Source organism: Erythrobacter donghaensis (assembly GCF_001557325.1).
Classification (GTDB): Bacteria; Pseudomonadota; Alphaproteobacteria; order Sphingomonadales; family Sphingomonadaceae; genus Erythrobacter; species Erythrobacter donghaensis_B.
In genome coordinates this window covers 25,146-36,715 of the sequence record NZ_LSJS01000220.1, presented here as the reverse complement: position 1 = coordinate 36,715, position 11,570 = coordinate 25,146, and the positions used below count along the sequence as shown (strand labels likewise).

At 68.5% G+C, this 11,570-nt stretch carries 13 protein-coding genes; 8 read left to right on the top strand and 5 right to left on the bottom strand.

Annotated elements, in window-relative coordinates; genetic code table 11:
• The 3 genes from AX692_RS13610 to AX692_RS13600 all read left to right on the top strand — a co-directional run.
• Nucleotides 1-791 (top strand): tetratricopeptide repeat protein (locus AX692_RS13610; RefSeq protein WP_081095332.1); only part of this gene is annotated, 791 nt, incomplete at its 5' end.
• Nucleotides 792-816: 25 nt separating this feature from the next.
• Nucleotides 817-2,166, top strand: a complete 1,350-nt coding sequence (locus tag AX692_RS13605) for a PQQ-like beta-propeller repeat protein (protein WP_230959459.1) — start codon at nt 817-819, stop codon at nt 2,164-2,166.
• Nucleotides 2,167-2,314: 148 nt separating this feature from the next.
• Complete coding sequence (locus AX692_RS13600; RefSeq protein ID WP_073973918.1) at nt 2,315-3,718, top strand: methyltransferase family protein; 1,404 nt, start codon at nt 2,315-2,317, stop codon at nt 3,716-3,718.
• 1 nt (nt 3,719) lies between these two features.
• On the opposite strand, the gene AX692_RS13595 is transcribed toward AX692_RS13600, so the two are convergent.
• The 4 genes from AX692_RS13595 to AX692_RS13580 all read right to left on the bottom strand — a co-directional run bounded on the left by AX692_RS13595 (nt 3,720) and on the right by AX692_RS13580 (nt 7,602).
• Nucleotides 3,720-4,022 carry a putative quinol monooxygenase gene (locus AX692_RS13595; protein WP_073973917.1) on the bottom strand — a complete coding sequence of 101 codons (303 nt, stop codon included), beginning with the start codon at nt 4,020-4,022 and terminating at the stop codon, nt 3,720-3,722.
• Nucleotides 4,023-4,045: 23 nt separating this feature from the next.
• Nucleotides 4,046-5,347: a CHAT domain-containing protein gene (locus AX692_RS13590; protein WP_073973916.1), complete on the bottom strand. Its 1,302-nt coding sequence runs from the start codon at nt 5,345-5,347 to the stop codon at nt 4,046-4,048.
• A gap of 22 nt (nt 5,348-5,369) precedes the next feature.
• Entirely contained in the window at nt 5,370-6,740 is a 1,371-nt protein-coding gene (locus AX692_RS13585) for a glutamate--cysteine ligase (protein WP_073973915.1), read from the bottom strand.
• A 118-nt stretch (nt 6,741-6,858) separates the two neighbouring features.
• Nucleotides 6,859-7,602 (bottom strand): 16S rRNA (uracil(1498)-N(3))-methyltransferase, encoded by a 744-nt coding sequence (locus AX692_RS13580; RefSeq protein ID WP_073973914.1) that lies wholly within the window; start codon nt 7,600-7,602, stop codon nt 6,859-6,861.
• A gap of 39 nt (nt 7,603-7,641) precedes the next feature.
• Between AX692_RS13580 and AX692_RS13575 the strand changes: the two genes are divergently transcribed.
• The 3 genes from AX692_RS13575 to AX692_RS13565 are packed head-to-tail and all read left to right on the top strand — an operon-like array spanning nt 7,642 to nt 9,569.
• The gene (locus AX692_RS13575; RefSeq protein ID WP_073973913.1) at nt 7,642-8,022 is read left to right on the top strand and encodes a hypothetical protein; all 381 of its coding nucleotides are present in this window, start codon (nt 7,642-7,644) and stop codon (nt 8,020-8,022) included.
• The gene (gene ubiA / locus AX692_RS13570; protein WP_073973912.1) at nt 8,019-8,921 is read left to right on the top strand and encodes a 4-hydroxybenzoate octaprenyltransferase; all 903 of its coding nucleotides are present in this window, start codon (nt 8,019-8,021) and stop codon (nt 8,919-8,921) included. Before AX692_RS13575 ends, ubiA begins: the two co-directional genes overlap by 4 nt.
• 3 nt (nt 8,922-8,924) lie before the next feature.
• The gene (locus AX692_RS13565) at nt 8,925-9,569 is read left to right on the top strand and encodes an SOS response-associated peptidase (protein ID WP_073973911.1); all 645 of its coding nucleotides are present in this window, start codon (nt 8,925-8,927) and stop codon (nt 9,567-9,569) included.
• On the opposite strand, the gene AX692_RS13560 is transcribed toward AX692_RS13565, so the two are convergent.
• The gene (locus tag AX692_RS13560) at nt 9,566-9,937 is read right to left on the bottom strand and encodes a VOC family protein (RefSeq protein WP_073973910.1); all 372 of its coding nucleotides are present in this window, start codon (nt 9,935-9,937) and stop codon (nt 9,566-9,568) included. The two genes, AX692_RS13565 and AX692_RS13560, sit on opposite strands and share 4 nt — an antisense overlap.
• Before the next feature lie 101 nt (nt 9,938-10,038).
• On the opposite strand from AX692_RS13560, the gene soxR reads away from it, so the two are divergent.
• Both soxR and AX692_RS13550 read left to right on the top strand, forming a co-directional pair.
• The gene (soxR, locus tag AX692_RS13555) at nt 10,039-10,506 is read left to right on the top strand and encodes a redox-sensitive transcriptional activator SoxR (protein WP_073973909.1); all 468 of its coding nucleotides are present in this window, start codon (nt 10,039-10,041) and stop codon (nt 10,504-10,506) included.
• A 157-nt stretch (nt 10,507-10,663) separates the two neighbouring features.
• Nucleotides 10,664-11,566, top strand: a complete 903-nt coding sequence (locus tag AX692_RS13550; protein WP_073973908.1) for an ABC transporter ATP-binding protein — start codon at nt 10,664-10,666, stop codon at nt 11,564-11,566.
• Nucleotides 11,567-11,570 lie beyond the last annotated feature (4 nt).

Sequence of the window (11,570 nt, the reverse complement as noted above, 5' to 3'; positions counted from 1 at the left end):
CCTCCCCCGACACCCCCGCCCCCTCGCGCGAGGACGAGGTGCTGATCCGCGACATCGACGAGGCGGTGCGCGAGGATGCGCTCTACGAATTCATGCGCAAGCACGGGATCAAGGTGCTCGGCGGGGTGCTGGCGCTGATCGCGTTGCTGGGCGGCTACATGGTCTGGCACAACTATTCCGAAAGGGCGCTCGAGACGCAGTCGGAAACGATCATCTCCGCGCTCGACCTGGCCGGGAAGAACGACTTCAAGAGCGCTTCGGAGAAGGTCGCAGGCCTGCTCGGCGACGATGCCTCGCCCGGTGCGCGCGCGGCGGCGCGGTTCATCCAGGCGGCGGCCGCGCTCGAGGCGGGCGACCGCACCAAGGCGAGCGGGCTCTACCAGCAGATCGCCGCCGATCCGACCACGCCGCCCGCGCTCAAGGATCTTGCCCGGGTGCGCAAGGTCAGCATCGATTACGACGCCATGAAGCCGGCCGAGGTGATCGCGCAGCTCAAGGATCTGGCGACGCCCGGCAATCCCTATTTCGGCTCGGCCGGGGAACTGGTGGCGATGGCGCAGCTCGAAGCCGGCAACCGCGCCGAGGCGGGCAAGCTGTTCGCGGCGATCTCGAAGGATGAAGACCTGCCCGAAACGTTGCGCAGCCGCGCGCGCCAGATGGCAGGGCTGATGGGGGTCGACGCGATCGTCGATGTGAAGAAGCTGCTGAAGGACGAAGGGGTCACGTCCGATGACGAAGGCGATAGCGCGGGCGAAGGCGCAGGGGCTCTGCCCGCGCCCGCTGCGCAATGATCGAGGGATGGGAAGCAAGGTACCGATGAAACAGAACAAAATCCTGCGCGCCGCGCTGCTCGCCGGCGTGCTGGCGGCGGGCCTCGCCGGCTGCAAGGGCGGGCTGTTCGGCGGCGGCAAGGACAAGACCACGCCGACCGTCGGCAACCGCGTGCCGATCCTCTCGCGGATCGAGAGCGGGGCCGAGGTCGATCCTGCACTCGCCGGGATCAGCGTCGTGCTGCCGCCGCAGCGGGGCAACCCCGAATGGGCGCAGGTCGGCGGCGCGGCGAGCAAGTCCTACGGCCACCTCGCGCTCGCCGAGAACCCTTCCAAGGTCTGGACCGCACAGGTTGCCGGGTCGAGCAACCGCGAGCGCCTCGCCGCCTCGCCGGTGGTGGGCGCGGGCAAGCTGTTCGTCACCGGCACCGACGGGGTCATCACCGCCTTCGACAAGAACACCGGCGCGCGGCTCTGGTCGCTCCAGAACGACGAGAGCATGACCAAGGACATGCGCCCCTCGGCCTTCGGCGGCGGGGTCAGTTTCGATGGCGGCAAGCTCTACGCCACCAACGGCGTGGGCGAGGTCAAGGCGATCGATGCCGAGACCGGGGAGATGCTTTGGAAGGTCAAGCCGGCAGGGCCCCTGCGCGGCGCGCCCACCATCGCCTTTGGCCAGCTGTTCGTGATGACGCAGGACAACCAGCTGATCTCGCTCGCCATCGGCGACGGCTCGCTGGTGTGGGACGAGAGCGGGTCGAACACCCAGTCGGGCGTGTTCGGCGTCGCCGCGCCCGCCGCCGGGCAGGGCACGATCGTCGCGGGCTATTCGAGCGGCGAGCTCACCGCCTATCGTTACGAGAACGGCCGCGTGCTGTGGTCGGACGCGCTGGCGCGCACCAACATCTCGACCACGGTCGGCTCGGTCACCGATATCGACGCCGATCCGATCATCGATTCGGGCCGCGTCTACGCGCTCGGGCAGGGCGGGCGCATGGCGGCCTATGAACTGGTCAGCGGCCAGCGCATCTGGGAGCTGAACCTTGCCGGCATCTCCACCCCCGCAATCGCGGGCGAGTGGATCTTCACCCTCACCGACGATGCGCGCCTGCTCGCCATCGCCCGCTCTTCGGGGCGGGTGCGCTGGATCAGCCAGCTGCGGCGTTACCGGGACGAGGAGGACAAGGAGGGCCAGATCTTCTGGACCGGCCCGGTGCTCGCGGGCGGACAGCTGTGGGTCGCCAGCTCGCGCGGGGAGCTGTGGAAGGTCAGCGCGGGCGAGGGCTCGGCGACGCTCTTCGCAGATGTCGGCTCGGCCGTCAGCATGGCGCCGGTGGTGGCCGACGGGATGCTCTACCTGTTGGACGACAGCGGCACGATCCACGCCTGGAAGTGATCTCCTACCCCCGCTTTTCGCCACTGCGCGGCGTTGGCGGGTTATGGGCGGGTCATGAGCGGGTCATGGTGCCCTTTTCGCCCGCTTGTTGCCGATCCGGAGCCCAGTTGCCGGGGTGTTAACCCTTGGCCTGTAGGAGGATGCGGCCATGAATCCGCCGCCGCCTCCAGTTCCAACCGCGCCCCCGCGCAGCGATGTCTCGACCGGCGTCGGGCTGGCGGGGCTGGCGGGGCTGGCGCTGTGGATCGGCTTCTGCCGCTCCTATCCCGCGATCGCGGAGGCAGTGGGCCTGAGCGGCCCGCTGGGAGGAGAACGCGGCGTTCTTTCAGGGCCTTATGCCGCGCTCACCGCAATGCTCTTCACCGCGGCCCCGATGGCGGCGTGGTCGGTGCTGGTCGACAAGGTGCACCTGCGCCCCTCGACGGGCATCGACTGGAGCCTCAGGCGGCCCTTGCCCGAAGTGATGCCGGTCGCGGTGATCAAGCTGGTCGGCCTGTGGTCGACCTGGGCGCTGCTCGCCGGCTTCTACGCGCTGGGACGCTGGTACTGGACGGGCAACTACCTGTTCTCGATGGAAGTTCTGAGCTTCGCGATCGTCCCGCTGGTGATCCTGTCGGTGCCCTACGTCATCTGGCTCGACCGCTACCTCGTGAACCCGCGCGACGGGTGCTTCCACTTCGGCGCCCTGGTGGCGGGCGGGGGGCTCGCAGGGCGCGACCAGTGGGATGGCGCCGCGATCGCCCGGCATTGGCGCGCCTGGGCGATCAAGGGCTTCTTCGGAGCCTTCATGATCTCGATCCTCCCCCCCGGCTTCGCGCAGGTGGTGGAGGCGAACCCGGCGCAACTCATTGCCGATCCTGTCGAATTCGTCATGCTGCTGGTGACGCTGCTGTTCCTCGTCGACGTGCAGATCGGCACCGTCGGCTACCTCCTGACGCTGCGCCCGCTCGATTCGCACATCCGCTCGGGCAATCCCTTCCTCGCCGGCTGGCTCGCCGCGCTGCTGTGCTACCCGCCCTTCGTGTGGGGCATCATCGGGCCGGACAACCAGATCCTGAGCTACGAATATGCCACGCCGGGCTGGGCGCACTGGCTGTCCGGGAACACCGCCTTGCTGTGGGCCTGGGGCGCACTGCTGGTGCTGCTCACCGCCATCTACGCCTGGGCGACGGTGGTGTTCGGCATCCGCTTCTCGAACCTCACCTATCGCGGCGTGCTGACCAATGGCCCCTACCGCTTCACCCGTCACCCGGCCTACCTTGCGAAGAACCTGTTCTGGTGGGCGAGCGTGCTGCCCTTCCTGGTGACGGGCGGCGGCTTCCTCGAGCCGCTGCGCAACTGCATCTTCCTCCTCGCGGTCAACGCCATCTATTACTGGCGCGCCAAGACCGAGGAGGCGCACCTCCTCGCCGAAGACCCGAAATACGCCGAATATCACGCGTGGATGGAGCAGCACGGGTTGATCACCGCGCCGCTCGCGCGGTTCAGGCGCCGCCTGCTGGGGGCGACCGGACCGCGCCGGGATGACCCGAAGGCCTTCCCGGCAGAATAGGCTACATCACCGGCGAACCATCGTCGGTCGGGAACTTGAGCGCCTCGATCACCTTGAAATCGAGCCCCGCAATCGCCGCGCCGAAGGCCGCCATGTGCGGCGTGGCGAAGTGCGCGGCGAGCGCGGCTTCGTCCTGCCACTTCTCGACGATGTGGATCACGCCCGGCTGCAAAACGTCCTGCGTGAAGGCATAGGCGATGCACCCTGCCTCGGCATTGGAGGCGGCGACCATGTCGGCAATCGCCGCCTGTGCCGCTTCCATCGCCCCTTCGCCCACTTGCGCCTTGGCCAATACGATCAGCATGTCTCTCTCCCTTTGTGGTTTCGTCAGCGCGGGGTGCCGAACAAGGTGAAGGCGGCCCACAGCGCGGGTTCGGGGTATTTCTTGCGCGCGTCCAGCATCGCGAGGCGCAGCGCTTCGGCCGGCATGTGCACCATCGCGGCGAGCTGGAAGCGGTCCATCAGGTAGAGCGTCGCCTCGTCGCTGACGCTCCACAGGCTCATCACCACCCGCGGCGCGCCCGCCTTCTGGAAGGCGCGGGCGAGGCCGATGACCCCGGCGTCATGGTTGAAGCCGAGCCCGCTCTGGCAGGCGCTCAGCACGACGAGATCGGCGCGCAGCCGCATCCGCTGGACTTCGCCTGCAGTCAGGAACGCTTCCTCGCGCGTCGGACCGGCGAGCATCAGGTAGCCGCCGGCGAGCGGATCGCGCGGATCGGAAACGCCGTGGGCGGCAAAGTAGAGCATCCGCGCCGCGCCCATCCGCTCCATCACCGCCGCCTTGGTCGCCGCCTCGCCCAGCAAGGGCTCGGCCGCAACGCGCTCGGCGAGCATCTGCGCCTCGCGCGCGGCACCGGGCAGCGGCGGCACGCGCCAGTCGGGCGTGGTCGGCACGCGCGGATCGCCCACCACCAGCAGCCCCTGATAGGCGTTGAGCTTGCCCCATGGCCGGATCATCTGGTCGAGATCGAACAGCCCGGCCGAAACGGTGATGCTCATCCGGTCGATCAGCATCTCGTTTTCGGTGAGGGGGAAGGCGGCAAACGGCGTCGAGGCGATCACGCCGTTCGCGACGATCACCAGATGGCGCACATCCAGCAGCCCGGTGCGGATCGTCGGCGGCAGCAGGATGTCGGCAATCGGGGTCTGGCCCGAGGCCTTGCTGGACGAGACGACGGGGGCAGGGGCTGCGCCGCTCCCGATCCACTGCGGCGCTCGCGAACGGGCGAGCCCGTCGACGTCGAGGTCGAGGCGGTAATAGTTGGCCGAAAGCCGCAAGCCCGCCGCGGTGATCGCGGTCTCGTGGAATGCCCTGAGGCCGCTGCGGTCGATCAGGTAGATCGCCAGCTTGCCCTCGTGATGGGCGTAGAACAGCACCGCCGCGCCTTCGGGGTAGCCGGGGCTGGAGTCGTCGCGCTGTTCGGCGAGATAGAGCTGCACGTCTTCCAGCGTCGGCTGCGCCATCTTGGGCGGGGTGAAGCCGCGTTTGGAATAGAGATCGCCGAGATCGCGCACATGCTGCGCTGCGTCGGCGGCAAAGCGGGCGGCCAGATCTGGGGGGGTCTGTGCCGCAAGCGGCGCGGGGGCGCCCGCGAGCAGCAGCACGATGAGCGCGAGCAACCGGACCATGCTTCCCCCCCCCCTGCCGTCCCTAGAAGGACTGTTCGTAGACCCGCGTGATATCCCCGTTCCACTCGCCATGATAGGCATCGAGCAGGCGCTGTGCCGGAACCTTGCCGCTGGCGACGATTTCATCGAGGGTTTCGAGGTAGCCGGTCTCGTTATCGCCCGCCGCGTTGAGGCGCGCGCGCGCCTTCAATCCGGCGTGGGCGATCTTGAGCACCTCGCGTCCCAGATCCTGCAAGGTGCCGCCATCGGGTGACTTGGTGGCGAGCGCGAGGCGCGGGACTTCGTTCCGCAGCCGCTCGCGCTCCTCCATCGACCAGCCCTTGACGAGGTCCCACGCCGCATCGAGCGCGCCTTGGTCATAAAGCAGCCCGACCCAGAAGGCGGGAAGCGCGCAGATGCGGCTCCACGGACCGCCGTCCGCGCCGCGCATCTCGAGGAAGGACTTGAGCCGCACCTCGGGGAAGGCGGTCGAGAGGTGATCCCACCAGTCGCTCTGCGTCGGGCGCTCGCCGGGCAGCACGGAGAGCTTGCCGTCGAGGAAGTCCCGGAAGCTGAGGCCCGCCGCATCGATATATCTCCCCTCGCGGAAGACGAAATACATCGGCACGTCGAGCATATACTTGGCCCAGCGCTCGTAGCCGAAGCCGTCCTCGAAGACGAAGGGCAGCATGCCCGTCCGCGCCGGATCGGTGTCCGACCAGATGTGCGAGCGGTAGGAGAGGAAGCCGTTGGGCTTGCCCTCGGTGAAAGGCGAATTGGCGAAGAGCGCGGTCGCCAGCGGTTGCAGGGCGAGGCTGGTGCGGAACTTCTTCACCATGTCGGCCTCGGACTGGTAGTCCAGATTGACCTGAATGGTGCAGGTCCGCAGCATCATGTCGAGGCCCATGCTGCCCACGCGCGGCATGTGCCGCAGCATGATGTCGTAGCGGCCCTTGGGCATGATCGGCAGCGCTTCGCGGGTCTTGTCGGGCCACATGCCCAGACCAAGGTAACCCACGCCGCACTTCTCGCCGACTTCCTTGACCTGCACGAGGTGCCGTCCGGTCTCGGCGCAGGTCTGGTGGAGGTTCTCGAGCGGTGCGCCCGACAGCTCCAGCTGGCCTGCGGGCTCGAGGCTGACTGCCCCGTCCGCGCCCTTCAAGGCGATGACGTTGCCGCCCTCCTCGACCGGCGCCCAATCGAATTTCTCGAGACCTTTCAGCAGGTCCCGGATGCCGCAGGGCTCGTCATAGGAGGGCGCGCGGTGGTCTGAGCGCTTGTAGACCAGCTTCTCGTGCTCGGTGCCGATGCGCCAGTCCTGTGGCGGCTTTTCGCCCTTGATCATGGGGGCGACCAGCTGGTCGAGGCTTTCGATCACCGGATCGTCGGCAGTGGAAGCTTCGCGTGTGCTCATCGAAGAGGCCCTCTCTGGCCGGTTGCCTTATAAAACTGATTTGCCGCTGGGAAGGCAAATTCGCCTTTGCGCATGGTAAGCCGGTTTGTCTTGCAAAATCCGTCGAAGGCCTGTGCTGTCACCAGTCCCCTGCGGTCGCCATCCACGTTGCAAGCGCGGCGATGGCGGCGGTCTCGCCCCTGAGGATGCGCGGGCCGAGGGTGATGGCGCGGGCCTGCGGGTGGGCGCGGATGGCCGCGCGCTCGGCCTCGTCGAAACCGCCTTCGGGGCCGGTGAGGATCGCGGCGGGGCCTTGATGCGACGCGAAGGCGGCGGCGGCCGGTTCGCCCCCGTTCTCGTCGGCGAAGAACAGCGCGCGCTCCTCTGGCCAGCTGGCGAGGAGCGCATCGAGCTTCACGGGCTCGGCCAGCTGCGGCAGCGCGGTGCGGGCGCATTGTTCGGCTGCCTCGGTGGTGATCGCGCGGGCGCGTTCGAGGTTGAGCTTGTCGGCCACGCAGCGGCGGGTCAGCAGCGGCTGGATTCGCGCGGCGCCCAGTTCGGTCGCCTTTTCGAGGATCAGGTCGAAGCGGTCCTTCTTGAGCAGGGCAGGGCACAGCCACAGATCGGGCACCGCCTCGCGCGGGCGCAGCATCTCGGCCACTTCCAGCACCACATCGCGCTTGCCTGCGTCGGCCACGCGCGCGGCCCACTCGCCGGTCACATCGTCGCACAGGATCACGATGTCGCCTGCGCCCACGCGCATCACGCGCGTGAGGTAATGCGCCGGGTTGCCCTCGATCCGCATCGACGCGCCCGCCGCCAGCGTCTCGGCGACGAACAGGCGCGGGGCGCTCTTCGGGGGCCATGCAGGGGTTGCGGGCATGGCTTTGCACTAGGCGCGCGGGCCGCTAGGGAGCAAGTCATGTCCGCGCGAACCGCACAATTCCTGATCGCCGCCGTATTCCTGGGGCTGGGCGGCTGGGCACTCTTCGCCCCCGCAAGCGTGATCGAACTCGCCATCACCGAGCCCTATCGCGACAGCGCCTACCTCTCCCGCTTCACCATGGCCTGCTTCGGCGCGCAGGCGGTGCTGTTCGGGCTGATGGCGCTGGTGACCCGCTGGAACGCGACGAGCTTCGCGATCTTCGCCGTGCTGCTGCTGCCGTTCTTCGGATTCAACTACTGGTTCCACTACCAGGTGCCGGTGCTGACCAGCATCGGGATGCTCGACTTCGCGGGCAACGTCACGATGCTGGCGCTGGCAGTGCTCGGCTGGCGTGCGGCAATGCGGGAGGCCGCATGAGCGAGCAGGTGGTCCCCGACAGCGAGCATCGCGGCCTTGTCGCGCGCCTGCCGCAGCTTCCGCGCGATCTCGCCATGCTGGCGCGGTTCGACCGCCCGATCGGGTGGTGGCTGCTGTTCTGGCCCTGCGTCTTCGCGGTGTGGCTGGCGGGGGCCGGGCCGCAATTCGCGCTGCTCGGCTGGCTGCTGCTGGGGAGCATCGCGATGCGCGGGGCGGGGTGTGTCTACAACGACATCGTCGACGCCGATCTCGACCGGCAGGTGGCGCGCACGGCGCTGCGGCCGGTGGCGAGCGGGCGGGTCTCCAAGAAGCTCGCCTGGGGCTGGCTGCTGGTGCTGTGCATCGTCGGCCTCGTGGTGCTGCTGCAACTCAGGTGGCAGGCGCAGCTGGTCGCATTGGGCAGCCTTGCGCTGGTCGCGGCCTATCCCTTCATGAAGCGCATCACCTGGTGGCCGCAGGCGTGGCTGGGGATGGTGTTCACCTGGGGCGCGCTCGTCGGCTGGACCGAGCTCCGGTGGGACAATTGGGACGCGCTCGCGGCGCTCTATGCCGGGAGCATCTGCTGGGTGATCGGCTACGACACGATCTATGCCCTGCAGGACCGCGAGGACGATGCGATGGTCGGCATCCGCTCCTCGGCGCTGGCGATGGGCGCTGCGGTGCGGGGCGGGATCGCCGCCTTTTATGCCGCCGCGATCGGGTTGTGGGCGCTCGCCTTCTGGCTCTACCGCGCCGACTCCCTCGCGCTCGCCGCGCTGGTGCCTGTGGCGGGGCATCTGGCGTGGCAGGTGGCGAGCCTCGACGCCGACGACCCGGCGAACCCGCTCGCCCGCTTCCGCTCGAACCGCTGGGCAGGGGCGCTGATGGCGGCGGCGTGCTTCGTGGTCGGGAATGCCTGAGCGATGTGCAACCTCTACCGCATGACGAAAAACGCGAGCGAGGTCGCCGCGTGGTTCGGGACGGTGGAGGGCACGGGCGGGGCGAACTTCGCGGGCGAGGTCTATCCGGGCTACACCGGGCTGGTAGTGGCCGAGGGCGCGGTCAGAGCGATGACCTGGGGCTTCCCGCTGGTCTTGAAAGGCGCGAAGGGCCAGCCGCTGAAGCCCAAGCCGGTCAACAATGCCCGCACCGACAAGCTGGGAACGGGCTTCTGGCGCCATGCCTTCGAGCGCCGCCGCTGCCTCATCCCGCTCGAGGCCTGGGCCGAGGCCGAGGGGCCCAAGGGGCGGATGACGCGGACGTGGCTTTCTCTGCCCGATGCGGCCCTGTTCGCGGCCGCGGGCGTGTGGCGGCCTTCGGACGAGTGGGGCGATTGCTACTCGATGGTGATGACCGACAGCGCGGGGAGCGACGCGGCCGCCGTGCACGAGCGCATGCCGGTGCTGCTCGCCCCGGCCGATCACGCGCCTTGGCTGGAGGGCTCGCCGGAGGAGGCTTTCGGCCTGTGCCGCGGGTGGGCGGGGCCGCTCGCGATCACGCGAACCAGCGAGCCTTGGGCCAAGAGCGCGGCCCCTTCGCCCGCCCCGCAGCAGCCGGGGCTGTTCTAGGAATAGCTCACCATCTCGAACTCGATCCCGTCCCAGTCGAAGAAATAGAACCGGCGGCCGGGCGCGTAATCGGCGTGGTTGAAGGGCTCGAGCCCGGCGTCCTTCACGATCCTCTCGGCCGCGTGGAGATCATCGACCACCAGCCCGACATGGTTGAGCGGCACGCCCTTGCCGAACGGGCCAACCGGCGTGCCCTTGGTATAGACCGCGATGTAATCACGCTCGCCGCCGACATGGATCGTCTCGCCGCCAAGCTGCGAGGGCCCGCGCCAGCGGATGTGCCAGCCCATCAGCCGTTCAAGCAGCGCGGCGCTGCGCTCGATGTTGCTGACGGTGATGTTGACGTGTTCGAGATAGGCGGATGGCATCGGGGAAATCCTTTCGTGACAAGGGGTGCGAATCGGCTGTCTTGCCCCTTGTGCAATCTCAACCTAACTTGAGATCAAGCTTTATCGCGAGACCCCGACCCATGCCGCCAGCGCCCGCACCCCGCCGCCTCAAGCCCTCCGACCTCGTCCCCATCGGCGAGATCGCGCGGCGCACCGGGCTCTCTGTCTCGGCGATCCGCTTCTACGAGAACAAGCGCCTGATCGAGCCGGTGCGCAGCGGCGGCAACCAGCGGCGCTTCCTGCGCTCGGATATCCGGCGCCTCAGCTTCATCCTTATCGCTCAGCGCCTCGGCCTCAGCCTTGCCGAGATCGAGGCCGAGCTCGCCAAGCTCCCCCTCGGCCGCACCCCCACTGCGCGCGACTGGGAGGCGATCAGCGCCGCGATCCGGGTTCGGCTCGATCAGCGCATCGCCGATCTCACCCGCACCCGCGACCGGCTCGACGGGTGCATCGGCTGCGGCTGCCTCAGCCTCGAACACTGCGCGATCTGGAACCCGCAAGACCGGCTCGGCGGTGAGGGGCCGGGGCCGCGCAAACTGCTCGGCTGAGCGGCTTGCGGGCGCTCAGCTTGGCGCCGAACCGTTTACCACCATCGACGAACGGCGTTACCGTCGATCGATCGCGCGTCCGCTCCCACGAATGCGGCTTTCACGCTGGCAGCCATGCGCTAGAGTGCAAAGGATTGATAACAGGGGCCCACACACCATGCTCGAACTCGTCGGCGTCAGCCACACCTATCCTAATGGCACCAAGGCGCTTGATGATGTGAGCCTGTCGATCCCCAAGGGGATGTTCGGGCTGCTCGGCCCCAATGGCGCGGGCAAATCGACCCTGATGCGCACCATCGCGACGCTGCAGGCGCCCACGCAAGGCAGCATCCGCTTCGGCGAGATCGACGTGCTGGCCGAACCCGACCGGCTGCGCCGCACGCTGGGCTACCTGCCGCAGGATTTCGGCGTCTATCCGCGCATCTCGGCCGCCGCAATGCTCGATCACATGGCGGTGCTCAAGGGCGTAAGCGCCAAGGGTGAGCGCAAGGCGATGGTCGAACACCTGCTCAATCAGACCAACCTGTGGAACGTGCGCGGCAAGGCGATCGCGGGCTTTTCGGGCGGGATGCGCCAGCGCTTCGGCATCGCCCAGGCGCTGATCGGCCAGCCCGAGCTGATCATCGTCGACGAACCCACCGCGGGGCTGGACCCGGAGGAGCGCAACCGCTTCCTCAACCTCCTCGCCGGGATCGGCGAGAACGTGGTGGTGATCCTCTCCACCCACATCGTCGACGACGTCGCCGACCTGTGCCCGCGCATGGCGGTGCTCGCCGGGGGCAAGCTGCGCCTCGAGGGCGCGCCGCATGACCTGATCGCCTCGACCCGGGGCCGCGTCTGGCAGAAGACCGTGCCGCACACCGCGCTGCCCGAGATGCAGGCGCAATACGAGGTGATCTCGCACCGCTTCTTTGCCGGCGACATCGTCGTCCACGTCCTTGCCGACACCCAGCCCGAGGGCTTCGCGCCGGTCAACGGCGGGCTCGAGGACGTTTACTTCGCTACCCTCGCCGAAACCCGCCGCGCGCCCGCCGCCCCCACGCCTGAACACGCCGCGTAAGGGA